The 21,892-nt window shown below is 52.9% G+C and carries 25 protein-coding genes, 1 tRNA gene and 1 pseudogene; 19 read left to right on the top strand and 8 right to left on the bottom strand.

The genetic code is table 11. From position 1 onward, the window contains the following. Position 1 precedes the first annotated feature (1 nt). The 5 genes from AACZ19_RS12385 to AACZ19_RS12365 all read right to left on the bottom strand — a co-directional run bounded on the left by AACZ19_RS12385 (position 2) and on the right by AACZ19_RS12365 (position 2,829). Positions 2-385: a DUF971 domain-containing protein gene (locus tag AACZ19_RS12385; protein WP_339634359.1), complete on the bottom strand. Its 384-nt coding sequence runs from the start codon at positions 383-385 to the stop codon at positions 2-4. Next, positions 385-585, bottom strand: a complete 201-nt coding sequence (locus AACZ19_RS12380) for a Trm112 family protein (protein WP_339634357.1) — start codon at positions 583-585, stop codon at positions 385-387. The genes AACZ19_RS12385 and AACZ19_RS12380 overlap by 1 nt, the downstream gene beginning before the upstream one ends. 21 nt (positions 586-606) lie before the next feature. After that, entirely contained in the window at positions 607-1,266 is a 660-nt protein-coding gene (locus tag AACZ19_RS12375) for an LON peptidase substrate-binding domain-containing protein (protein ID WP_339634355.1), read from the bottom strand. Then, positions 1,263-2,168, bottom strand: coding sequence for a thioredoxin (gene trxA, locus AACZ19_RS12370; RefSeq protein WP_339634353.1), 906 nt, complete (start codon positions 2,166-2,168; stop codon positions 1,263-1,265). Before trxA ends, AACZ19_RS12375 begins: the two co-directional genes overlap by 4 nt. A 160-nt stretch (positions 2,169-2,328) precedes the next feature. Then, the gene (locus AACZ19_RS12365; RefSeq protein ID WP_339634351.1) at positions 2,329-2,829 is read right to left on the bottom strand and encodes a prolyl-tRNA synthetase associated domain-containing protein; all 501 of its coding nucleotides are present in this window, start codon (positions 2,827-2,829) and stop codon (positions 2,329-2,331) included. A 159-nt stretch (positions 2,830-2,988) separates the two neighbouring features. Here AACZ19_RS12365 and AACZ19_RS12360 point away from each other — a divergent pair. Beyond that, a tRNA-Gly gene (locus AACZ19_RS12360) sits at positions 2,989-3,063 on the top strand. A gap of 42 nt (positions 3,064-3,105) precedes the next feature. Here AACZ19_RS12360 and AACZ19_RS12355 read toward each other — a convergent pair. Continuing rightward, positions 3,106-3,531 (bottom strand): PaaI family thioesterase, encoded by a 426-nt coding sequence (locus tag AACZ19_RS12355; RefSeq protein ID WP_339634349.1) that lies wholly within the window; start codon positions 3,529-3,531, stop codon positions 3,106-3,108. Between the two features lie 117 nt (positions 3,532-3,648). Here AACZ19_RS12355 and AACZ19_RS12350 point away from each other — a divergent pair, with 117 nt between their 5' ends. Continuing rightward, positions 3,649-4,443 carry an enoyl-CoA hydratase/isomerase family protein gene (locus AACZ19_RS12350; RefSeq protein WP_339634347.1) on the top strand — a complete coding sequence of 265 codons (795 nt, stop codon included), beginning with the start codon at positions 3,649-3,651 and terminating at the stop codon, positions 4,441-4,443. A gap of 54 nt (positions 4,444-4,497) precedes the next feature. Continuing rightward, the gene (locus AACZ19_RS12345; RefSeq protein WP_339634345.1) at positions 4,498-6,156 is read left to right on the top strand and encodes an AMP-binding protein; all 1,659 of its coding nucleotides are present in this window, start codon (positions 4,498-4,500) and stop codon (positions 6,154-6,156) included. Here the strand turns inward: AACZ19_RS12345 and AACZ19_RS12340 are convergent. Further along, positions 6,108-7,064 (bottom strand): helix-turn-helix domain-containing protein, encoded by a 957-nt coding sequence (locus AACZ19_RS12340; protein WP_339634343.1) that lies wholly within the window; start codon positions 7,062-7,064, stop codon positions 6,108-6,110. The two genes, AACZ19_RS12345 and AACZ19_RS12340, sit on opposite strands and share 49 nt — an antisense overlap. A gap of 112 nt (positions 7,065-7,176) precedes the next feature. Here AACZ19_RS12340 and AACZ19_RS12335 point away from each other — a divergent pair, with 112 nt between their 5' ends. The 4 genes and pseudogenes from AACZ19_RS12335 to AACZ19_RS12320 all read left to right on the top strand — a co-directional run bounded on the left by AACZ19_RS12335 (position 7,177) and on the right by AACZ19_RS12320 (position 9,369). Continuing rightward, positions 7,177-8,151 carry an NADPH:quinone oxidoreductase family protein gene (locus AACZ19_RS12335; protein ID WP_339634341.1) on the top strand — a complete coding sequence of 325 codons (975 nt, stop codon included), beginning with the start codon at positions 7,177-7,179 and terminating at the stop codon, positions 8,149-8,151. A 94-nt stretch (positions 8,152-8,245) separates the two neighbouring features. Beyond that, a complete protein-coding gene (locus AACZ19_RS12330; RefSeq protein ID WP_339634339.1) occupies positions 8,246-8,476 on the top strand; it encodes a DUF465 domain-containing protein in 231 nt (76 codons plus the stop codon). Between the two features lie 62 nt (positions 8,477-8,538). Then, a pseudogene (gene arfB, locus AACZ19_RS12325) lies at positions 8,539-8,949 on the top strand (alternative ribosome rescue aminoacyl-tRNA hydrolase ArfB); the annotation flags it as partial. A gap of 210 nt (positions 8,950-9,159) precedes the next feature. After that, positions 9,160-9,369, top strand: a complete 210-nt coding sequence (locus tag AACZ19_RS12320) for a cold-shock protein (protein ID WP_339634337.1) — start codon at positions 9,160-9,162, stop codon at positions 9,367-9,369. A 94-nt stretch (positions 9,370-9,463) separates the two neighbouring features. Here AACZ19_RS12320 and AACZ19_RS12315 read toward each other — a convergent pair whose 3' ends face one another. Then, positions 9,464-10,774, bottom strand: coding sequence for a hypothetical protein (locus AACZ19_RS12315; protein WP_339634335.1), 1,311 nt, complete (start codon positions 10,772-10,774; stop codon positions 9,464-9,466). 352 nt (positions 10,775-11,126) lie between these two features. Here AACZ19_RS12315 and urtA point away from each other — a divergent pair, with 352 nt between their 5' ends. The 12 genes from urtA to ureG all read left to right on the top strand — a co-directional run bounded on the left by urtA (position 11,127) and on the right by ureG (position 21,784). Next, positions 11,127-12,413: an urea ABC transporter substrate-binding protein gene (gene urtA, locus AACZ19_RS12310; RefSeq protein WP_339634333.1), complete on the top strand. Its 1,287-nt coding sequence runs from the start codon at positions 11,127-11,129 to the stop codon at positions 12,411-12,413. Between the two features lie 78 nt (positions 12,414-12,491). After that, the gene (gene urtB / locus AACZ19_RS12305; protein WP_339634331.1) at positions 12,492-14,129 is read left to right on the top strand and encodes an urea ABC transporter permease subunit UrtB; all 1,638 of its coding nucleotides are present in this window, start codon (positions 12,492-12,494) and stop codon (positions 14,127-14,129) included. A gap of 3 nt (positions 14,130-14,132) precedes the next feature. Further along, entirely contained in the window at positions 14,133-15,311 is a 1,179-nt protein-coding gene (gene urtC / locus AACZ19_RS12300; RefSeq protein WP_339634329.1) for an urea ABC transporter permease subunit UrtC, read from the top strand. Then, on the top strand, positions 15,308-16,081 hold the full coding sequence (gene urtD / locus AACZ19_RS12295; protein ID WP_339634327.1) for an urea ABC transporter ATP-binding protein UrtD: 774 nt from the start codon (positions 15,308-15,310) through the stop codon (positions 16,079-16,081). The genes urtC and urtD overlap by 4 nt, the downstream gene beginning before the upstream one ends. Before the next feature lie 2 nt (positions 16,082-16,083). After that, a complete protein-coding gene (gene urtE, locus AACZ19_RS12290) occupies positions 16,084-16,779 on the top strand; it encodes an urea ABC transporter ATP-binding subunit UrtE (protein ID WP_339634325.1) in 696 nt (231 codons plus the stop codon). Further along, positions 16,751-17,650 carry an urease accessory protein UreD gene (locus AACZ19_RS12285; RefSeq protein WP_339634322.1) on the top strand — a complete coding sequence of 300 codons (900 nt, stop codon included), beginning with the start codon at positions 16,751-16,753 and terminating at the stop codon, positions 17,648-17,650. The genes urtE and AACZ19_RS12285 overlap by 29 nt, the downstream gene beginning before the upstream one ends. Before the next feature lie 12 nt (positions 17,651-17,662). Further along, positions 17,663-17,965 carry an urease subunit gamma gene (locus AACZ19_RS12280; protein ID WP_339634320.1) on the top strand — a complete coding sequence of 101 codons (303 nt, stop codon included), beginning with the start codon at positions 17,663-17,665 and terminating at the stop codon, positions 17,963-17,965. 10 nt (positions 17,966-17,975) lie between these two features. Next, on the top strand, positions 17,976-18,293 hold the full coding sequence (locus AACZ19_RS12275) for an urease subunit beta (RefSeq protein ID WP_339634317.1): 318 nt from the start codon (positions 17,976-17,978) through the stop codon (positions 18,291-18,293). A 2-nt stretch (positions 18,294-18,295) separates the two neighbouring features. Then, positions 18,296-20,008, top strand: coding sequence for an urease subunit alpha (gene ureC, locus AACZ19_RS12270; protein ID WP_339634315.1), 1,713 nt, complete (start codon positions 18,296-18,298; stop codon positions 20,006-20,008). Between the two features lie 3 nt (positions 20,009-20,011). After that, entirely contained in the window at positions 20,012-20,497 is a 486-nt protein-coding gene (locus tag AACZ19_RS12265; protein WP_339634313.1) for an urease accessory protein UreE, read from the top strand. After that, positions 20,442-21,173 (top strand): urease accessory protein UreF, encoded by a 732-nt coding sequence (locus AACZ19_RS12260; RefSeq protein WP_339634311.1) that lies wholly within the window; start codon positions 20,442-20,444, stop codon positions 21,171-21,173. The genes AACZ19_RS12265 and AACZ19_RS12260 overlap by 56 nt, the downstream gene beginning before the upstream one ends. Further along, positions 21,170-21,784, top strand: coding sequence for an urease accessory protein UreG (gene ureG / locus AACZ19_RS12255; RefSeq protein ID WP_339634309.1), 615 nt, complete (start codon positions 21,170-21,172; stop codon positions 21,782-21,784). The genes AACZ19_RS12260 and ureG overlap by 4 nt, the downstream gene beginning before the upstream one ends. Positions 21,785-21,892 lie beyond the last annotated feature (108 nt).

The raw sequence follows: 21,892 nt of genomic DNA, 5'->3' as shown, positions 1-21,892 counted from the left end.
CCTAGGGGTCGCGGCTTAGTCCGGCTTGCGCAAGATTGTCGAGATACGTCTGCCAAACACTTTCCTGATTGAGGCCGAGTTCATAGAGGTAGGCCCAGGAGAACAGCCCGGTGTCATGGAGATCATCGAAAGTGATACGAATGGCATAATTTCCCACAGGCTCCAGCCCCATAATGCCCACGTGCCGTCGACCGGAAACCGTTTGCTTTTGGCTCGCGCCATGGCCTTGCACTTCGGCCGAAGGGCTTTCAACCCGCAAGAGTTCCGCCGGAAAGCGAAAGGAGTGTCCGTCTTCGAAAGAGACCAAAAGCGCCTTTTCCGATTTTTTCAACCGCACTTCCTGCGGCTTCGGGCGACCGGCCTGATCATAGATTTCACCGCTCATTATCCTTTTATCTCATCGATTTCCCGGGCTTCGTCCATCAACATGATCGGAATTCCGTTGCGGATCGGATAGGCGAGCCCCGCCGCCTTGCTGACCAGTTCGTTATTTTCCCGATCAAAAATCAGGGGCCCCTTGGTGAGGGGGCAGACGAGGATTTCGAGCAGTTTTGGATCCACCGCAAGGTTCTTGTTTTCAGTCATGGCTCGGGCCTTCCAACATTTTTATTGTACTGTGCGGTGAGCTTCGACCTGTTGCAACATCATTTGCAGCAGGCTGATCAGCAAATGCGATCTTGTTGCGATGTCAGCGGCTTCCAGAAGGGCCTGCTTTTCAACAGGCGAAAAGGGGCAGATCATGGAAAGAGAATTCACTAAGCTATCGTCTTCAAGATGATCCAGCGTTTGCCAGTCACTGGCGCCGTCTTCAAATTCCAGAAAATGATGTAACGCCTCATGGAGCGCTTCCCGGTCCACGCAGTTTCTATGCACCGGCTCCAGGTCATGCTTGAACCTCTGGTAGTTCGCGGTGACCTGTCGATAAGGCGTTGCTATGTCGAGTTCTTTCATGACTTCGAACCGGCACATCCCTTCCAACGTGATGCGCAACATGCCATTGGGTAATTCTCCATACTCGCAGATTTTACCGACACAGCCGACATTATATATTTCCGGCGTCATAAGATCGGATTCGGGATCCCGGGGTTGGACCATTCCGATCAGGCGGTGCGTCGCCATGGCGTCCTGTACCATGGCAAGATAGCGCGGCTCGAATATATTGAGCGGAAGATGCCCGTTTGTCAGCAACAGGGCGCCCGTTAGCGGGAAGATCGGTAATACAGGTGGGAGCTCTTCCAATCCCGTATTTGCCCCGGTATCCGTCATGCGAAAAGGATCGTCGACAATTGGCGGCGGAGCGTTTTCGTAAGCGGGTTTGTCGGCCCCATCAAATCCAGGAGTTTTAACAATTCTTGGCGTCCCGCCGCTTCGTTCCAGTCGCGATCTCGGCGAACAATCTCGATCAGTTCGTTGCCGCCCGCTTCGTAATCGCCATTTCCGACCAGCGCTTTTGCAAATTTCAGCCGCGCGTCCAGATCGTCAGGTTTCTGTTCGACTTTTGCGCGAAGCGGCTCCAGATCTGCGGCGTCCGTGGCATTTTCTGCAATTGAGATGGCTGCAAGCGCCGCCGAGACAGCGGGAGATTTTTGCGGACTGTCAGGAATTGTTTCCATCAGACTTTTGGCCGCTTCCAGCTCGCCCAGCTTAACATAAAGCCGGGCCAGTTGCGCTTTGGCATCAACATGTTCGGGCTCTATTTCAAGAATCTTTGCAAAGGCGGCCAGCGCTACTTCTGTATCGTCCCTATCCAGCGCCTCGGTGCCGGATTGGTAGGCTTCTTCCACAGGCGACGGACCGATCGGGCCCGCATGGCGCTCGACAAATTCCTTGATCTTGCTCTCCGGTAAGGCTCCCATGAAACCATCGACCGGCTGCCCGTCCTTGAAGGCAAAGACCGCGGGGATTGATTGAACTTGAAGACTTTGCGCAATCTGGGGGTTTTGATCAATATCGATTTTGACAAGCTGTACTGCGCCTTTTGCGTCTTTTACAACCTTTTCGATCATCGGGCCGAGCTGTTTGCAGGGGCCGCACCATGGAGCCCATAAATCTACAAGAACAAGGGTCTCCTTGCTGGCCTCGACCACGTCTTGCATGAATGTCTCGGTGGAGCCGTCCTTGATCCAATCATTGCCTGAGCCGGCGCCGTCACTAATCAGAGTTTCCATAAGTCTAGTTTACCAGTGTCTGTTTGTTACCAAAGAAACGCAGACCGCCAGAGCTGACAGCTGCCCGGACTTTGAAATAGCATCTAAACTCCGCTTTGTTAAGTGGGCCTGTTGGTGATTTAGGCCAGAGCTGTAAACAATCAAGGTGCTATTGAAATTCTCAATTGCGTTCCGGAAGGTCAAGAATTTGTGGCTTGTGCCCGCAATCGGTGATGAACTTTTCCAGATCATGCGGTAAAATCTGCGTCGTCATTGTATTGCGCAGCGGATGGTAGTTGAGCAGGTCGAGTGCCATCATCCTCTTTTCGAGGACAACGGAAACTTTCCTCTCCATGTCATTTATCAGGGAAAAGGGCGTAACAGAGCCGGGTTCGACGCCCAGCACCTCATATAATAGCTCCGGTTTGCCGAAGCTCAGGTTCTTCGCGCCAACAAGGCCCCTGAATGCTTTTAGGTCGACCGCTGTGTCCTGGAGACAGACGACAAGATAGAGATCACCGTTCTTGTCTTTCAGAAACAGGTTTTTGCAGTGCCCGCCGGGGAGGTGGTCGGTATGTGCCTGCGCCTCGTCGACCGTGAAAACTGGCGCATGATGATGGGTCTCGTGGTTGATTCCCAATGTATCAAGTTTGGCAAACAGTTCCTCTGGGGTTGCGGGCATTCTCGATCCTTTCCTCTGCGTGACCGACCGGAAAATTAACGGCTCTATCCATTGAGGGAAATAAAGAATTGGCAAAAGCCGCATTTTTTCAGAAAACGCGCTTGCATTCAGGGGCTATTTACGTATTATCCCGCCTCGCAACGAATGTTGCACGCTCGAGCGGGCGTAGCTCAGGGGTAGAGCATAACCTTGCCAAGGTTAGGGTCGTGAGTTCGAATCTCATCGCCCGCTCCAATTTTCCAAAAAGGCCCGGCCGGAATGCGGGGGTTTTTTGTTTTAGCTCCGTGCCTCAAGAAGCCGAAAAACCCCGCTTGCATTAAAAACGATCCTGTCGCCGACCCAGGCCTCAGCCTCGACAAAGGCGAAGCCGTCGCCGGTTCCACTCTGTCGCGCGGTTCCTTCAAGCCAGTCGCCGATATCCGCTGAGGCGCTGAAATTGCAATTCAGGCTGACTGTTACGGCGGGTCTCCGGTTTGCGCGCCGGACGGCGGTGGCCATTAGCCCGTCTGCGAATGTTGTCATCATTCCGCCGTGCAGCCGTCCGCGAGAATTGCAATGACGCTCTGTTATGAAGAGGCCATGCCAGAAACGCTCCCCATCCACCTTGTGATAGAACGGGCCGTTGTGGGTGGAAAAGGGCCCGCGTGTCAGGCTTTCCTTGAAGCCAGGAGGCGGCTCTCTGTGTGATGGTTTATTGCTCATAACGGTCGCCTTCGTTTCAATTTTTTTGTGCATTGACTTTCGTTATTAGACTTTCTATTAATCTTATAACGAAAGTTACTATAACGAACAAGAAAAACCTAACGGGAAGGAAAAAGAATGAGTGACTATAAGAAACTGATCTTCGACCGACAGGATGCTGTCACGACAATTACCCTCAACAGGCCCGAAGTGCATAATGCGCTGGATCGGGAGCTTTCCGCAGAGTTGAAGGAAGCAATTCTCGCAGTACGCGCCGATCGGGAATGCCGGGTCATGATCCTGCGCGGGGCAGGCGAGACCTTTTGCGCCGGTGATGACATCAAGGAATTCAACGAATGGCGGGGCGATGAGAGCTACTGGCAGGTACGCCTCTACCAGGAAACAGTGCAGCTGATCGAGGATTTGACGCCGGTCACGATTGCCGCCGTTGACGGGGTATGCACGGGCGGTGGCCTTGAACTGACGCTCGTCTGTGACTTTGTGGTGGCGACGGATCGTTCACGCTGGGGGATGCCGGAAATTGACTGGGATATCACACCCGGTTGGGGCGGGCTGTCGCGTATTCCGAAATTTGCCGGACGGCGCAAGGCGAAGGAATGGAACCTGATCGGTATGATGTTCACTGCGGAAAAAGCGGAGCGCTACGATCTGGTTAACCGCGTTGTCGCTCCCGAGGAACTGGACGATCAAGTCGCCCAACTAACACATATTATGCTGCAGAAACACCCGATTACAGTCCGGCGGACTAAGTTCGCCTTGAATAAAAGCGCTGATTTGCCGGTTCAGGGAGCGTTGGCATTTGAGGTGCCCATCATGCCTTATGCCAGAGGTTCTTCTGGATTGAAGGATTTCAAAAGCGCGGATTCCCGAAAGAAACGGCGTGAGCTGTCCAAGGACTTCTGGTCGGACTAAAAGTTGGTACCCACCGGACGGTTTTTGCTCCGGTGGTTTATCTGGGGAGATATAATGTTCCATTTACCAGAGGTGCTGGACTGTGTTGCAGCGGCGATACCGGATCGTGAAGCAATCGTTTGCCGCGGGCAACGCTGGTCTTTTGCAGATTTTATGGACCGGTCAAACCGCCTCGCTAACGCGTTGCTTGCTCTCGGACTTGGTTGTCATCAGGAACGCGCGAAGTTGCAGAACTGGCAGTCCGGGCAGGACCGTCTTGCTATCTATCTTCATAACGGCAATGAGTATCTGGAGGGGATGTTTGGTGCCTTCAAGGCACGCCTTGCCCCGTTCAATGTCAACTATCGCTACGTCGAGGACGAACTCGTCTATTTGCTTAGCGATTCCGGTGCACGGGTAATTGTCTATCAGCGGAGCTTTGGCGAGAAGCTGGCTGCAATCAGGGATCAGGTTCCGGATCTTCAGCATTTTATCGAAATCAATGACGGTGGCCCAAGTTATATTGAAGACGCTGTTGAGTATGAAAAGCTGCTTGCGGTGTCTGAACCCGCCGTGCCGGATTTACACTATAGCCCGGACGATCTTTATATTCTTTATACCGGAGGCACCACCGGTAAGCCGAAGGGCGTGCTCTGGCGGCAGGGGGATATAATGATTTCCGTTCTGGGCGGGCGGCGACTATCCGACAAGGGTATTATTGACAGTCTTGAGGAAGTCGCCGCCACCGCGCTGAAAGGGTCAATGCCGGTTCTGCCGGCGCCGCCCTTTATGCATGCGGCGGGACAATGGAATGCCATAATGGGCCTCTTCGCCGGGAATACCGTCGTCATTCAGGACCAGGTGGATCAACTGGATCCAACCGATATTCTCGATACAATCGATCGTGAGAAAGTCGTGATGATCTCGATCGTCGGGGATGCTTTTGCCCTTCCCCTTATTGAGGAGATGAAGAAGGGCAATCATACTCTTGCGTCATTGCGTTTCTTTCTCAATAGCGGCGCTCACTTGTCTGTCAAAACCAAGCGAGAGCTGGTGCGATTGCTCCCGAAAACCCGTATTCTTGATTTTTTGGGATCCTCTGAAGGGGGGAACCAGGGCCAGCATGTGGATGACTTGGAGGGGAATGCGCCCGGGACGTTCAGTTTGTCTCCCGGCAACGCGGTTCTGAATGACACCAAAACCGCCTTGCTGGAACCCGGGCATGAGGGAACCGGATGGTGGGCGCGGCAGGGCTATGTGCCGATTGGCTATCTCAATGACGAGGCTGCAACGAAGAAGACCTTCGTCGAACTTGCGGGTGAGCGATACGCTATGGCGGGGGATCGAGCTCAGCTCCTGCCCGGAGATATCGTGCGTCTCCTCGGTCGGGACTCACTGGTAATCAACAGTGGCGGTGAAAAGGTTTTTGTTGAGGAGGTTGAAGAAGCGCTGAAAAAGCATGCGGCCGTCAAAGACGCGCTGGTTTTGGGCCGACAGAGCGCGCGCTGGGGCCAAGAGGTCGTCGCTGTGATTGCTTTTCAAGACGGCCAGCGCGCCGATCTCGAGGAGATCAAGACAGAATGCGCTCGTCACGTCGCCCGTTATAAACTGCCAAAGGCGGTTTTTGTGGTTCCGGAAATTCTGCGACACGCCAATGGCAAGCCCGACTATAAATGGGCGGAAAACTACGTCCGTTCGCAATCACTCCGGGAAGAGGGCCGATACGTAACTTGATCGATATCGACCTCTGTTTTGCAAGTCTGGCAGAAAAGCTTCGCCGAAAACGTATGTCCGCAGCTTTTGTGGGTCAGGATAAGGGGGGGTCCCTTGTCGTCGGCAAGCCACTTGTCTCCCCAGGCAATAATCGCGAGTGGGATGGCGTATAGCGCCATGCCCTTCTCGGTCATTCGATACTCTGAAAGATGCGGTTGATCGGGGACAGGGCGGGTTTTTAAAATTCCAGCCGCAACAAACCGTTTAAGGCGTGCCGCCAGAATATTGCTGGCAATGGACAGGCGGCGCTGAAAGATATCAAACCGTCGAACGCCGTAAAAGCATTCACGTATGATCAGAAAGCTCCATGGGTCGCCAATCGTTGCCATGGTTCGGGCAATGGAACAAGGACGCTGGCGTTCCAGCAGTGCCTGTTCGACATATCTCATCTTGGCAAATCTCTCCCGTCCCTTGCTTCTAGTCCGGATCCGGCTTTCGAAACGAACGTCACGGGGATCTACTACCTGATGACATTCAGAGCAGACCACCGCTTTTTTTAGCGGCTGCCCACAGTTTGTGTGAACCAGCCTTTCGCCTGTCGGCTCTTTATCTGACCAGTCTTGCCCCCAATTCAGGGCGGCTACAAGAGCGGGCAGGAGGTCGCGCCCTTGCTCTGTGAGAAAATAACCCTTTCGCCGTCCGCCCTCGTTGAGAGGGCGGTGTTCCATGACACCATGCCGCACAAGGCGCTTGAGCACCCGTTTCAGAGACTCGCGGGCAATACCGAGGTTTGACTGGAAGCTGTCGAACTGCACGACATTGTCCAGCAGCGCCTCGCGCAGCACCAGAAAGGTCCATGCCCCTCCTAGAATCTCGAAGGAGCGCTCGACCGAACAACTGCTATCGACGATTAATTCATTCTGCAACATACCATTTGATATAGCATCACCATGCTTTCAGTACGAGACTTTTTATACTTGCGATATGAGACTTTTGTGGTTATCCTAAACCATATAGAACAGCAAGACGGAACCAAGAATAATGAAAGCGATTGTTGTCAACGATCTGAGCGGATTGGACGGGGTGCGGTTAAAAGACTTTCCAAAGCCCATGGTTCGCCCCAGGGGCGTCATTGTCGAGGTCAAAACCGCGGCTCTTAATTTTCCAGATGTGCTTCAACCCAAAGGTCTATATCAGGATCAGCCGGACACGCCGTTTGTCCTTGGTCTGGAGTTCTCTGGCGTCGTGCAGGAGATCGGAGTGGATTGCCGCCAACTGAAAGTGGGCGACCGGATTGTTGGTATGGGGCAGGGGGCTTTAGGGGAGTACAGCTCCGCGCGCGAACAGATGTGCTTCAAACTGCCTGACAGTCTCTCTCACGACCTTGGCGCCGCAATCCCGCTTGCTGGTGGAACCGCGATGTATGGCCTGAGATATTGCGGCCAACTCGCCGCGGGAGAAACGCTGGTCGTTCTTGGGGCAGCGGGAGGAACCGGAAACTATGCTGTGCAGATTGGCAAGGCGCTGGGCGCGCGGGTCATCGCGGTGTGCTCTAGCGTTGAGAAAGTACGGTCCGTTTTGGAGGCAGGGGCGGATGTGGCGATCAACTATCGCGAAGAAGATTTGGGCGAACGGTTAAAGGAGCTTACCGACAACCGGGGCGTTGATGTTGTTTACGATCCGGTCGGTGGTGATTTGTTTGATATTTGCTCGCGGAGGATGGCGATGGGAGGACGGTTACTGATCGTCGGATTTGCCTCTGGCCGTATTCCGGACCTTGGCGTTAATATGCCGCTTATCAAATCCTATTCGGTGGTTGGGACGAACTGGTCGCTGACCGCCTGGAACCGCCCTGACATCTCCATGCTTGTAATGGAAGAGCTGTTTACATTAAGCGAACGGGGCTTGGTGCGCCCGACTATTGATAAAATATTCCCACTTGACCAGGCGAAAATGGCCCTGTCTCGCCTTGAAAGCCGAGAGGCTATCGGAAAGACTCTGGTTCAGGTTGGCTAGTGCGCTAAAGCGTCGCGGGGATCTTGTATCAAACCATTTGCGGATTAACTTTAGGGCAAGTAATTGTTAAAGTTTGAACTGGAGGGTATTGAAGATGACACATGTTCCCCATGAACTTGCTGAAGAGTTTCCTGAATCGAAGGAACGGATTCATGAACTGACCCAAAATGATGCGCATTTTGCCAAGCTGAGTGAGGAGTATCATTCCGTTAATCGCCAAATCCATCGGATTGAAACGAATGTCGCGCCGGCTGACGAGGGGTTTGAGAAGCAACTCCGCCGCCAGCGCCTGTCGCTCAAGGATCAGATCAGCACATACCTGTAACGATATCGTCAGGCCTTGTGTCGGGGCGGGATTTCTTGTCTAACTAGATCATTATGATCAGGATCAACAACAATATAACGCTGGATGACTCGGAAGTTACGGAGAGTTTTATTCGGTCGTCTGGTCCGGGTGGACAGAATGTCAACAAGGTCGAGACGGCTGTTCAGCTGCGCTTTGATGCAAAAGCTAGCCCTAACTTACCGCCCTTTGTATTTGCTAAATTGAGAGAGCTTGCGGGACAGCGCATGACGAAGGAAGGGGTTCTGGTTTTGACCGCGAGTGAGTACCGCTCGCAGGATCGTAATCGCAAGTCCGCGTTGGAGAGGCTTTGTGGGCTGATTCGGGAAGCAGCTGTAGTTCCTAAGTATCGCAGACCGACGAAACCGACCTATTCATCGAAACTACGCCGCCTTGAAAAAAAGCAGCGCCGGGGCGGACTGAAGAAAAGCCGCAGCAAAATTGATCTCGATTGACGGCGGCTATTTGCATGTCACTTTGTTATAATTTATTGACTTACTCAAAATAATCTATAAATAAGCGCAACGTGTTACATTCGTTTTGACTTGCCTAAATAATCGGTGCGCTGGTTACCTTAGTTATTCCCTGACAATGTGATCGTTACGAAAACCGGAGGTCCGCACGGTGTGGGCCACGCGTTTCATGTTGCTATAAGGAATAAAACTATGGCTACAGGTACTGTAAAATGGTTCAACCCAACAAAAGGTTTTGGCTTTATCGAGCCTGATGATGGCGGAAATGACGCTTTCGTTCATATTTCAGCTGTTGAGCGTGCTGGGCTTCGCAGCCTGAATGAAGGTCAGAAGGTTTCATTTGAACTGGAAACTGGCAAAAATGGTAAATCTTCCGCAGAAAATCTTTCTGTAGTAGAATAATCATCTAATAAGAAAACCGCCGTCGGCTCTCGCTGACGGCGGTTTTTTTGTGTCTTGGTTTTATGGCTTTCAGGCCTTGTCAATGGCAAGAGCGCTATTTTCCCTTGCTTTTATGCTCCAGTTTGAGGCCTTTGGCGGTACGGTTCTGAAAGCCGGTCCAATAGGTATGTTCAGGCTTGGGAGTTCCGTCTTTCTCAACCGCATAAACGCCATCATTGGCAACTTCAATGATATCCAGATAACTCTGCATGCCGTCGTTACCTTTCAGTTTCTCCCCGAAATAGGCGGTGACGAAATGTTGTGTGATATTATTCATTCGCACGGTATCCCAGACAGCATCCGCGTAATGTTCAAACGGAACAAAATCGAGCCCCTCGGCTGGTTGCCATGACTCTATTGGGGCCGGAATGGGAGCGGCCGCGTTATGATTTGCATTTTCGAATGTCAGGAGGTAGCGGTCTGTGTTTACGGCATTGTTGAAAATTGCCTGCGTTCCGTTTTCATATCCGGACACGTCGTCTGCGCTTCCGGCGATGAAAAACATTGGGACACGGATCCCGGCGAGCCCCTTCGCATCCCAAAATCCGGTGTTCATGCCCCATGGGGCGATTGAGACGATCGCCTTAAATCGACCATCCATCAGGGACTCATGTTCATCAGTCCCTGCAACCATTCTCTTTAATGTGCCGGCAGGTGCACCCCAGCTATACTCTGTGCTGGCTTCAGTAACGCCGCCGCCGGCTGTGATCACCGAGCCATAGCCGCCCATGGAATAACCGATAAGACCGGCGGTTTCTGCATTTACCAGTCCGTTCAGAAAGCTGCTCGTATCCTTGCTTAATCGATCCATCTCCTCGAGGACGAATTTCTGATCCAGCGGCCGGTTGACCAGCGTGCTGCCGAAGGCCGCCTTATCATGGTACGTGCTGTCCGTATGGTCGATGGACGCTACGACATACCCTTTTGATGCAAGGTTTTCGGCCAGATGGCTAAGAAGGAAACGATTGCCTGGAAAACCGTGCGAGATAATTACCAGCGGAAAGGCCTGCGCGGGTTTTGCTGGCGCGGCATCGCGCACCGCCTGCCCGTAAAGTGTAACTCTTGTCTGGCCATCGCGAATATAGACATCCTTGTATTCACCACCTCGATTTGTGCCATCGGAAGGATACCAGACTTCCACAGTCAGCGGACGGTCATACTGCGGCAGCGGTTTGCCCGCCTCGACTTTCAGGATGTCGACCTGCCCCTTGTTTACAAGTTCAAGCGTTCGAACACCAATAGCATGATCTCCGGGGGCGGCAAGCTCAGGTGCGTCCGGCCGCAATCCGTCGACCCGATTGTCTGCTGCCGACGCTGTTCCGCTCATGATCATTGCCATAACTGCCACATAAAGTAACTTCCTCATTCTTCCCTCCCTGACCGTGATTAAAGTTCAGCGGTTCTTGCTCAGTGTTTCACAGCCCAAAAAGAAATGCCACAGTGAAAGCAGGGTAAAGAATGTCAAATTGCCTAAAAAACAGTCAAAAATGATCTGTCTCATCAGGGTTGCCATAAATATGCATAAAAAATAATCATAAATGATGAGGCTGTTGAAGTCTTAACCATGTTTTGCTTCGCACCCTCTTATGCACTAATTAAAAATTGATAATAATATCAATTAGATAACAATGACAAAAGCCTGAGGCTCGACATTTGGCATGACCCTTGCTTTTTACAGGGCACTGCAAAAAAACAATGTGCTATGGAGGCATCATCAAATGTTAGGACTACGCAAAGTCGCAGGTGTGATTACCGGCGCGGCCATGTTGGCGACAAGCGCTCTCGGTCTGGGGACGGCCCAGGCTGCAGATGACGTGATCAAGGTAGGGGTTTTGCATTCCCTGTCCGGCACGATGGCAATTTCGGAAACAACATTGAAGGACGCGGTCCTCATGATGGTTGACGATCTTAATAAAAATGGCGGCCTTTTGGGCAAGAAGGTTGAGGCGGTTGTGGTTGATCCCGCTTCGAACTGGCCTCTGTTTGCGGAAAAAGCGCGCGAACTGATCGAAGTGGAGAAAGTCGATGTAGTTTTCGGTTGCTGGACATCCGTATCGCGCAAATCGGTTCTGCCGGTTTTCGAAGAACTGAACAGCATGCTCTTTTACCCGGTGCAGTATGAAGGCGAAGAAAGCTCACGCAATGTATTTTACACCGGCGCTGCACCGAACCAGCAGGCGATTCCGGCTGTTGAATATCTGATGAGCGAAGAAGGTGGCAATGTAAAGCGCTGGGTTCTTGCCGGTACAGACTATGTCTATCCGCGTACGACGAACAAAATCCTTGAATCTTTCCTCAAAGCCAAGGGTGTTGCTGAGGAAGACATCATGATCAGCTACACTCCATTCGGCCACTCCGATTGGCAGACGATTGTTTCCGATATTAAAAAGTTTGGCTCGGAAGGCAAGAAAACCGCTGTAGTTTCCACCATTAACGGTGACGCCAACGTTCCTTTCTATAAAGAGCTTGGCAACCAGGGGATTGATGCTGCGGACATTCCTGTCGTCGCTTTCTCGGTTGGTGAAGAAGAACTGGCCGGTCTCGATACGGCGCCGCTGGTCGGCCATCTCGCTGCTTGGAACTACTTCATGAGCATTGAAAGCGAAGAAAATGATGCCTTCATCAAGAAGTGGAAAGCCTTCATCGGTGACGATAAACGCGTCACCAATGACCCAATGGAAGCAACCTATATCGGTTTTAAGATGTGGGCGCAGGCTGTTCAACAGGCAGGTACCACGGATGTCGATGCGGTGCGTCAGGCAATGTATGGCCAGAAAGTCAAAAATCTGACCGGCGGTACGGCTGTCATGAACACCAATCATCACCTGTCCAAGCCGGTGCTTATTGGTGAAATCCAGGACAATGGACAGATTGAAACGGTCTGGCGGACAGAAGACGTTGTCGTTGGCGACGCGTGGAGTGATTATATTCCCGAAAGTGCGAAGCTGATTGCAGACTGGACTTATCCATACGTCTGCGGTGGCTGTGAAAAGCCGATGTACTGATTGATAACGTATCGAAGGGTCGGCGTTCGTCCGACCCTTCTTCCTCCCATAAATTAAAGCGAGAATCCGGAAACCCCCATGCGGATTATTCTGAAAATTATTGTTGCGGCGCTGCTTTTCACAGTGGCAATTCAGGCATCGGCGCGGGCCGACCTAGAAGAGGCGGCAAAAGGCCTTCTTTCAAAAAGTTACAACGATAAGATCCAGGCAACAGAGGCCGTTGCCGCTACCGGAGATGCGCGCGCAATTCTAATACTGGAGACGCTGCTGGCCGGGGATCTATATGCACTCAAGGCCGATGATCGCCTGGTATACCGCAAGCCGACTGCCGGTGGAGATCTGGTCACGGATATTCTGACCGATGAAGATCTCGGTGACCTGCAAAGCGGGGATATGTCTAAAATCCGTATTAACAACCGGATGCGGGGCCTGATCAATGACCTTCTTGGGCGGCTCACACTTCTGAATGATGACCCGCTTCTTCGGCTGAAGGCGGCCGATGCTGTCTTCAAGAGTCGTCCGAAGGAAATGCAGGTTCCCTTGACAGATGCCCTCGCCGCGGAAACCGACGAGAGGGTCGCGACGGCCATGCGCCGGGCTCTGGCTGCTCTAAACTTTGTCCATGGCGAGACTTTGCCAGTTCAGGAGGAGGCGCTTCTTCTGTTACAGGAACTGCATGACCCGGAAATCAAATTTCTGCTGAGCGGTGAAGCGAACAGGCTCGCCGCCATTGAGACCCCATCGCCCGAAGAATTGCAGCTTGCTGATAATATAGAAACGGCGCTGGCCAGGATTGACGAGAAACTTGCCTTTATGGCGGTCATTGAGAATATCTTTCAGGGCATCTCGCTCGGATCAGTTCTTCTGTTGGCCGCGATTGGTCTTGCCATCACCTTCGGCGTTATGGGGGTCATCAATATGGCGCATGGTGAAATGGTCATGATCGGTGCCTATACGACCTATGTGGTCCAGGAACTATGCCGGACATTCGCTCCGGAACTTCTTACCTTTTCGCTCATCGCAGCGATTCCCGCAGCTTTTATCGTCGCGGGTCTCTGCGGTGTCGCGATCGAGCGGAGTATCATCCGCTTCCTCTATGGGCGACCGCTTGAAACCCTGCTCGCGACATGGGGGCTGAGCCTGATACTTCAGCAATTCGTCCGCACAATCTTTGGCCCTACAAACAAGGAAGTTTCCTCTCCTGACTGGTTGAGCGGGACATGGGAAATTACCGGCGGACTGGCGCTGACCTACAACCGAATCGCCATTATATTTTTCGCGGCGGCGGTCCTGATGATGCTGATGCTGGTTCTGCGTAAAACCTCCTTCGGTTTGCAGATGCGTGCCGTCACCCAGAACCGCAAGATGGGCGCCTCGATGGGAATCCGGACCGGTTGGGTTGACGCCATGACGTTCGGGCTTGGCTCTGGCGTTGCGGGCATGGCCGGTGTCGCGTTGAGCCAGATCGACAATGTCAGCCCCAATCTTGGCCAAGCCTATATTATCGACAGCTTCATGGTCGTTGTCTTCGGTGGCGTCGGTAATCTGTGGGGGACCTTAGTGGGGGCCCTCAGCCTCGGTATCACCAACAAATTCCTTGAACCATACACCGGCGCCGTACTCGCCAAGATACTGGTTCTTGTTTTCATCATCCTGTTTATCCAGAAGCGACCCAGGGGGCTATTCGCCCTTAAAGGTCGCGCTGTGGAGAATTAAGCCATGGAAGCGATAAACAATGCACAAAAAGGCCCGTTTGTTTCCCTCATGACGGGTCTTCCGGGCGGCGGCAAGACGTTTTTGGGGATTCTTCTTGTTGCCGCCCTCCTTGTTCCTCTCAGTAATATGTTCCTCCCGCCGAGCTCGCCTTTCCACGTGCCGACCTACCTGGTCAGCCTGATGGGCAAGTATATCTGCTTTGCGCTTCTGGCTCTCAGCGTGGACCTTATCTGGGGGTTTGCAGGTATCCTTAGCCTTGGTCACGGTGCTTTTTTTGCGCTAGGTGGTTATTCCATGGGGATGTACCTGATGCGCCAGATCGGAGATCGCGGTGTCTATGGCAATCCAATTCTGCCGGATTTCATGGTGTTCCTGAACTGGACTGAGCTGCCGTGGTATTGGTACGGGTTCGATATGTTCCCTTTTGCCATGCTGATGGTGATCGTCGTGCCGGGCCTCCTCGCTTTTGTCTTTGGCTGGTTTGCTTTCCGTTCGCGGGTGACCGGGGTATATCTTTCGATTATCACGCAGGCCATGACTTATGCCCTGCTGCTGGCCTTCTTCCGCAATGACATGGGATTTGGTGGGAACAACGGCCTGACGGATTTTAAGGATATTCTGGGCTTTGATTTGCAGGCGACGGGAACAAGGCTCGGCCTCTTTGTCGCCTCCCTGATTGCATTGGCGTTTGGTTATCTGGTGTGCTGCTTTATCACTCAATCAAAACTTGGCCGGGTGCTTATCGCTATTCGTGACGCGGAGAGCCGGACGCGCTTCTCCGGCTATCGGGTGGAATATTACAAGCTTTTTGTCTTTGTTGTGTCGGCTGTACTGGCCGGAATTGCCGGAGCGCTTTACGTGCCGCAGGTTGGTATTATCAATCCGTCTGAATTCTCTCCCGCCAACTCGATTGAAGTGGTGATCTGGGTGGCGGTCGGCGGTAGGGGTACCCTGTGGGGAGCTGTTCTCGGTGCCTTCCTCATCAATTGGGGTAAGAGCTATTTCACCGGTAGTTTCCCCGAGGCCTGGCTCTATTTCCTGGGGGGGCTGTTCATTTTCACCACTCTTTTCCTGCCCAAGGGCATTGTGGGGACGGCAGGAATATGGATAGACAAACTAAAGAACACACGGCGGCGAAACCCTGATATGAGCATGCCAGTTTCAGTGAAAGAAGAACAATGACAACCCCTCCCAAAGAGTCAAATGATCAGGACTTCACGTCGATCCTTTATCTCGACGGTGTCAGTGTCAGTTTCGACGGTTTCAAGGCATTGAACAATCTCAGCTTTGTGATTGAGCCTGGTGAAATGCGGGCGATTATCGGGCCCAACGGGGCTGGTAAAACGACGATGATGGATGTGATCACGGGCAAGACGAAACCGGATACGGGCGAAGTCTTTTTCAAGAATGGCATTGACCTTACAAAACATGACGAAGCTTATATCGCGAACCTTGGGATAGGTCGCAAGTTTCAGAAACCGACGGTGTTCGAAAGCCAGACTGTCTTTCACAATCTTGAGCTTTCATTGAAAGGCGACAAGAGTGTCATAACAACGCTTTTTGCGGCGCTTAATGATGATGAGGTCGCGCGAATAATGGATGTACTAGGCACCATTCGGCTTACAGAAAGAGCGGGCGATCTTGCCGGCAGCCTCTCTCATGGGCAGAAACAGTGGCTGGAAATTGGCATGTTGCTGATGCAGGATCCGGATTTATTGCTAGTCGATGAACCGGTCGCAGGCATGACCGATGCTGAGACTGAGCAGACTGCTATTTTGCTGCGTGATATATCCGCGACTCATTCCGTTGTGGTGGTGGAGCATGATATGGAGTTTGTGCGGGCACTTAAATCGAAGGTAACGGTGTTACATGAAGGTTCTGTCCTCGCCGAAGGCAGCCTGGATACTGTGCAAAACAACCAACGTGTCGTTGAAGTATATCTGGGGCGCTGATCATGCTGACTGTTGAAAATGTCGATCTTTTCTATGGCGCGAGCCAGGCTCTGCGGCATGTCTCACTGGAGGTGAAGAAAGGCGAAGTTACCTCCCTGTTGGGCCGGAACGGCGTGGGGAAAACCAGTACGCTCAGGGCAATTGTCGGGCAACACCCGGTCTCAAGCGGCAAGATCGTCTGGGATGGCAAGGATATTACAAATATGAGCGCGCATCAGCGTGCCCGCGAAGGAATTGCCGTCATCCCGCAAGGACGCGAGATTTTTCCGCTTCTGACCGTTCATGAGAATCTCAAGACGGGGTTTGCCGCACTCCCGCTCAAGGAAAGATATATTCCTGCAGAAATCTTTGACCTGTTTCCCATTCTTAAAGATATGCTAAGAAGAAGGGGGGGCGATCTGTCCGGCGGGCAGCAGCAGCAATTGGCAATTGGCCGGGCTCTGGTGATGAGGCCCAAGCTTCTTGTTCTTGATGAGCCGACGGAAGGAATCCAGCCGTCCATCATCAAGGATATCGGAAAAGTAATAGAACTGTTGCGTGAACGCGGGGATATGGCGATCCTGCTGGTCGAGCAATATTTTGAGTTTGCGCGCGATCTGGCGGATCGTTTCGCCGTCATGGATCGCGGTGAAGTGGTCTTGGCTGGTGCGAAAGAGGATATGCTGGAAAGTGACGTTCGAAAATACCTTACTGTTTGATCCTGATCGTACTGCAATTCCGGTTGCAATGGAAAAAGCGCCCGCGGCGCTTGCCCGTTCTGAAGGTCGCGTGGAAATAAGGTTCCGCCGGAAAAAGGATGCATCGAAACTTGCCCATCTTTATCAGCAAGGATGCGGCCGGGTTCGGTTCCCGAAAGTTGATCACTCAGAATATCCCGAGGCTGTCCTGATTAACACGGCGGGAGGCCTGACAGGCGGAGATCACATGGCCTATCAGGTTACATTGGGCCCGGGTGCGGGCCTCACAGTTTCCGGGCAGGCGGCAGAGAAAATTTATAAGTCGGTTGGTAATACGGCGGTTATTGAGGCGGAAATGCAGGTGGGCGCCGGGGCTACGCTTGAGTGGCTCCCCCAGGAGACCATACTTTTTGAAAAGAGCCGCCTTCGTCGAATGAATAAGGTACATCTGGAAACGGGAAGTCGCCTGATAGCGCTGGAGGCGACGGTTTTTGGACGCGCTGCCTACGGAGAGACGCTACACTCGGCGTATGTGCGGGATGGCTGGAAAATCTGGCGGGACGGCAAACTCCATTGGGTCGATCAGTTCATGCTGGACGGGGACATCGATGTTGAGACAAAGCGACCAGCGGTCCTTGCGGGCGCAAGGGGAGTCGCGACCATTCTGGTGGCGGATGATGCCGCCTCGACATACCTGGAAACCGCGCAAACCTTCGCACGGGACTGTGGCGTCAGAGCGGCGGTCACCTGCAGGGATGAACTACTGATCATGCGGGTCATGGCCGAAACCGGGTATGACCTTCGCCGGGCACTTGCACGTATTTTGACGCAATTGAGATCGACGTTATCAGGATATCCTGTCGCGCTGCCAAAAGCATGGGAAAATCAATAAAAGGGGCGGAGTATGCAATTCACACCACGGGAAAAGGATAAATTGCTGGTCTCTCTGGCGGCCATGGTGGCGCGCGAGCGGCTGGCGCGGGGGGTAAAACTCAATTATCCAGAAGCTATTGCCCTGATAACTGATTACGTGATCGAAGGTGCACGTGATGGTAAATCCGTCGCAACATTGATGAGCGAAGGCGGTACCGTTGTCAGCGAGGAACAGGTTATGGACGGGATTGCCGACATGATCCATGAAGTTCAGGTAGAAGCCACTTTCCCTGACGGGACCAAGCTGGTCACTGTTCACGATCCCATTCGATAAGGAGCCCGAGATGAAACCAGGAGAAATTATCCCGGCCGAGGGAAATATCGAGTTGAATGCGGGGCGCCAGTCAATGTCCCTGACGGTATCGAATACGGGGGATCGTCCCGTTCAGGTGGGAAGCCATTATCACTTTGCGGAAACGAATCCAGGACTTGAGTTTGATCGGGAGGCTGCAAAGGGATTTCGTCTTGATATTCCGTCCGGCACAGCGATCCGGTTCGAACCCGGCCAGACACGGGATGTGAAGCTTGTTGCGATTTCCGGAGCACGCAAGATATACGGATTTAATCAGGCCGTTATGGGCCCGTTGGACAAGGGAGATTAAAGATGGCGGTTACCTTTTCGCGAGGTGCTTATGCCGGCATGTTCGGACCGACAACGGGCGATAAAGTCCGTCTTGCCGATACCGAGCTTTTTATCGAGGTTGAAAAGGACTTCACCACCTATGGTGAGGAGGTCAAGTTCGGTGGCGGCAAAGTGATCCGCGACGGCATGGGGCAATCACAGGTAACGCGCGCAGACGGTGCCGTCGATACGGTTATCACCAATGCCCTGATCATCGATCACTGGGGCATCGTCAAGGCAGATGTCGGCTTGCGTGACGGTAAAATTCACGCAATCGGCAAGGCCGGAAATCCTGATATCCAGTCCGATGTCAATATTATCATTGGCCCATCCACAGAAGTGATTGCGGGGGAAGGGAAAATTCTGACGGCTGGCGCGCTTGATGTGCATATCCACTTCATTTGCCCGCAGCAGATTGATGACGCCTTGTACAGCGGAGTGACAACTATGATGGGCGGCGGTACGGGACCGGCGACGGGAACGAATGCCACCACCTGCACTCCCGGAGCCTTCCATCTTGCCCGGATGATGCAGGCGGCAGAAGCATTTCCCATGAACCTCGGCTTCTTCGGAAAAGGCAATGCCAGCAAGCCCGAGCCACTGGTGGAACAGGTGCAGGCCGGGGCCTGTGGCCTAAAACTGCATGAGGATTGGGGCACGACGCCGGCGGCGATAGATTGTTGCCTCGCGGTTGCCGACGATATGGATGTGCAGGTACTGATCCATACGGACACATTGAACGAGTCGGGCTTCGTTGAAAATACAGTGGCGGCGTTCAAAAACCGGACGATCCATGCCTTTCATACGGAAGGGGCGGGCGGCGGGCATGCACCGGATATTATCAAGGTTGTGGGGGAGGAAAATGTGCTTCCGTCCTCGACCAATCCAACGCGGCCCTTCACTGTGAATACCATCGACGAGCATCTGGATATGCTGATGGTCTGCCACCATCTGGACCCGAACATACCGGAAGATGTTGCTTTCGCTGAAAGCCGCATTCGCAAGGAGACTATTGCGGCGGAGGATATTCTTCATGATATGGGTGCGTTTTCCATCATCGCGTCGGACAGTCAGGCTATGGGACGGGTCGGCGAAGTCCTGATAAGGACCTGGCAGACGGCGGATAAAATGAAAAAGCAGCGTGGACGCCTTGTGGAGGAAACAGGGGAAAATGATAATTTCCGGGTAAAGCGCTATATCGCGAAATACACCATTAACCCGGCCATTGCTCAAGGTATTGATGAATATGTCGGCTCCATCAAAACGGGAAAGCTGGCGGACCTCGTGCTCTGGTCTCCCGCATTTTTTGGAGTAAAACCGGATTTGGTGCTGAAATCCGGAACAATCGTCGCCGCTCCGATGGGGGATCCCAATGCATCCATTCCAACGCCGCAGCCCGTTCATTACCGTCCGATGTTTGGGGCGTTCGGTAAAAGCCTGACGGCGAGTTCTGTCACATTTGTCAGCGAAGCATCGCTGCAATATGATTTGAAGGGCGAGTTAGGGTTGGAGAGGGAGCTTTTGCCGGTAAAGAATACCCGCTCCGGCATTAGCAAATCATCGATGATCCATAACAGCTTCACGCCGAAAATCGATGTCGATCCGGAGACCTATCTGGTTCACGCGGATGGGGAATTGCTAACCTGCGAGCCCGCATCGGAATTGCCGATGGCGCAACGCTATTTTATGTATTAGATCATGAACCAGGTCAGCGCCGTATGCCCTAAAGATACCAAGTTCGAAGGAAATATCCTTGATACGATAACCCTCGATTTCGATAGCCGCCGCCGCCGCCGGATAAAATTGACAACGGACAGTGGAATAGAATTTTTGCTTAACCTGCAGGAAGTAAAAACCTTGCGCGACGGTGATATTCTGCCGCTTGACGATGGCTCCGGTGTTCTGGTCCGAGCAAAGGATGAGCCCGTCGCGGATATTCGATCACTGAATTTGGCGCATCTCGTGCGCATCGCCTGGCATCTGGGGAACCGGCATCTTCCAACGGAACTGATGGCGGACCGGATGCGTATCCGGCAGGATCATGTGATAGAGGAAATGCTGGTCAAACTCGGTGCAATTGTGGAACGCTTGGAGGCTCCTTTTAACCCGGAAGGCGGCGCGTATGGGCATGGCGAGACGGAAGGGCACGATCACGGTCCTTCACATGGGCACAGTCATGGATAACCGGGCCCTTTTTCAACTGATGTCCTGGATGTCGCCTTCCTATCCAATCGGTGCCTATACTTATAGTCACGGCATCGAATATGCCGTTGAGGCGGGTTTGCTGACCAGTGTGGAGGGTCTCATCTCCTGGATTGACGATATTCTGGAACATGGTAGCGGAAAGTCTGACTGTATTTTACTCGCAACCGCCTATCGGGCGGCGCTGGACCATGATGTGGAAACATTGAAAGAAATCGCGGAGACGGGCCATGCGTTCGCGTCAACGAAAGAGATTTCGCTTGAAACCACGCAGCAGGGCCGCGCCTTTATCCGGGTTACTTCCGATGCAGGCCCGCAGTCTGAAAATCTTGACGCGCTGAAGGCATATTGGTCGGGGCCGGTTATTCATCCTGTTGCCATCGGGATTGCGGCCGCCGACTACAGGTTGCCGCTTCAGGAAACACTGACAGCATATCTTCACGGATTTGTCTCCAACCTTGTTTCTGCGGCGGTGCGCATTGTTCCACTTGGTCAAACGGACGGACAGCGTGCGATTGCGTCGTTCGCGGAAAAAACCGGGCATGTTGCGACCTACGCCATGGGGGCAACATTAGATGACCTGGGCTCGGCAACCCTGATGGTTGACTGGTGCTCTTCCTTACATGAAACACAATATACGAGGCTTTTCAGATCATGACGTCAGCACTCAACGGACCTTTGCGTGTCGGAATTGGCGGCCCGGTAGGGTCCGGGAAAACCGCTCTTACAGATGCGCTGTGTAAGTATTTGCGGGATGACTACAATATCGCGGTTATCACGAACGACATTTACACCCGTGAGGACGCGGAATTTCTAACACGCTCCGGGGCGCTTTCGCCTGACCGGATTGTTGGTGTTGAGACGGGGGGGTGCCCGCACACCGCTATCCGTGAGGATGCGTCCATCAACCTCGCTGCTGTCGCAGACATCTCAGAAAAATTTACCGGCCTGGAGCTGATCTTGATTGAATCCGGCGGGGATAATCTTGCCGCCACATTCAGCCCTGAGCTGGCGGACATCACAATCTATGTCATTGATGTCTCTGCCGGAGACAAAATCCCCCGCAAGGGCGGGCCCGGAATCACCCGCTCTGATCTGTTGGTGATCAACAAGATTGACCTTGCTCCGTATGTTGGCGCTGATTTGGGTGTTATGGATCGGGATTCAAAGAAAATGCGCGGAGAGCGACCTTTCGTCTTCACGAATATCAAGGCAGGGAAAGGGGTTGCTGAGGTTGCCGGGTTTATACTCGACAAGGGCGGTCTCTGAGATGAAGCTTCCGTGCAGGCGTCGTGACGCAAGGGCGCCATATTGGTGCCATAGTCTATTGTTACCAGCCCTTAATCGTTTAATTCATTTCATGTAGAGTTATTTGTT

Origin of the sequence: uncultured Sneathiella sp., assembly GCF_963973085.1 — a bacterium.
Lineage (GTDB): Bacteria > Pseudomonadota > Alphaproteobacteria > Sneathiellales > Sneathiellaceae > Sneathiella.
Note: the sequence above shows the minus strand (reverse complement) of the source record. Positions and strands in the feature narration are given on the sequence as shown.

Coding starts and splice junctions, on each gene's coding strand:
- AACZ19_RS12385 (WP_339634359.1), bottom strand. CDS start 385: ATGAGCGGTGAAATCTATGATCAGGCCGGTCGCCCGAAGCCGCAGGAA.
- AACZ19_RS12380 (WP_339634357.1), bottom strand. CDS start 585: ATGACTGAAAACAAGAACCTTGCGGTGGATCCAAAACTGCTCGAAATC.
- AACZ19_RS12375 (WP_339634355.1), bottom strand. CDS start 1,266: ATGACGGATACCGGGGCAAATACGGGATTGGAAGAGCTCCCACCTGTA.
- trxA (WP_339634353.1), bottom strand. CDS start 2,168: ATGGAAACTCTGATTAGTGACGGCGCCGGCTCAGGCAATGATTGGATC.
- AACZ19_RS12365 (WP_339634351.1), bottom strand. CDS start 2,829: ATGCCCGCAACCCCAGAGGAACTGTTTGCCAAACTTGATACATTGGGA.
- AACZ19_RS12355 (WP_339634349.1), bottom strand. CDS start 3,531: ATGAGCAATAAACCATCACACAGAGAGCCGCCTCCTGGCTTCAAGGAA.
- AACZ19_RS12350 (WP_339634347.1), top strand. CDS start 3,649: ATGAGTGACTATAAGAAACTGATCTTCGACCGACAGGATGCTGTCACG.
- AACZ19_RS12345 (WP_339634345.1), top strand. CDS start 4,498: ATGTTCCATTTACCAGAGGTGCTGGACTGTGTTGCAGCGGCGATACCG.
- AACZ19_RS12340 (WP_339634343.1), bottom strand. CDS start 7,064: ATGTTGCAGAATGAATTAATCGTCGATAGCAGTTGTTCGGTCGAGCGC.
- AACZ19_RS12335 (WP_339634341.1), top strand. CDS start 7,177: ATGAAAGCGATTGTTGTCAACGATCTGAGCGGATTGGACGGGGTGCGG.
- AACZ19_RS12330 (WP_339634339.1), top strand. CDS start 8,246: ATGACACATGTTCCCCATGAACTTGCTGAAGAGTTTCCTGAATCGAAG.
- AACZ19_RS12320 (WP_339634337.1), top strand. CDS start 9,160: ATGGCTACAGGTACTGTAAAATGGTTCAACCCAACAAAAGGTTTTGGC.
- AACZ19_RS12315 (WP_339634335.1), bottom strand. CDS start 10,774: ATGAGGAAGTTACTTTATGTGGCAGTTATGGCAATGATCATGAGCGGA.
- urtA (WP_339634333.1), top strand. CDS start 11,127: ATGTTAGGACTACGCAAAGTCGCAGGTGTGATTACCGGCGCGGCCATG.
- urtB (WP_339634331.1), top strand. CDS start 12,492: ATGCGGATTATTCTGAAAATTATTGTTGCGGCGCTGCTTTTCACAGTG.
- urtC (WP_339634329.1), top strand. CDS start 14,133: ATGGAAGCGATAAACAATGCACAAAAAGGCCCGTTTGTTTCCCTCATG.
- urtD (WP_339634327.1), top strand. CDS start 15,308: ATGACAACCCCTCCCAAAGAGTCAAATGATCAGGACTTCACGTCGATC.
- urtE (WP_339634325.1), top strand. CDS start 16,084: ATGCTGACTGTTGAAAATGTCGATCTTTTCTATGGCGCGAGCCAGGCT.
- AACZ19_RS12280 (WP_339634320.1), top strand. CDS start 17,663: ATGCAATTCACACCACGGGAAAAGGATAAATTGCTGGTCTCTCTGGCG.
- AACZ19_RS12275 (WP_339634317.1), top strand. CDS start 17,976: ATGAAACCAGGAGAAATTATCCCGGCCGAGGGAAATATCGAGTTGAAT.
- ureC (WP_339634315.1), top strand. CDS start 18,296: ATGGCGGTTACCTTTTCGCGAGGTGCTTATGCCGGCATGTTCGGACCG.
- AACZ19_RS12265 (WP_339634313.1), top strand. CDS start 20,012: ATGAACCAGGTCAGCGCCGTATGCCCTAAAGATACCAAGTTCGAAGGA.
- AACZ19_RS12260 (WP_339634311.1), top strand. CDS start 20,442: ATGGCGAGACGGAAGGGCACGATCACGGTCCTTCACATGGGCACAGTC.
- ureG (WP_339634309.1), top strand. CDS start 21,170: ATGACGTCAGCACTCAACGGACCTTTGCGTGTCGGAATTGGCGGCCCG.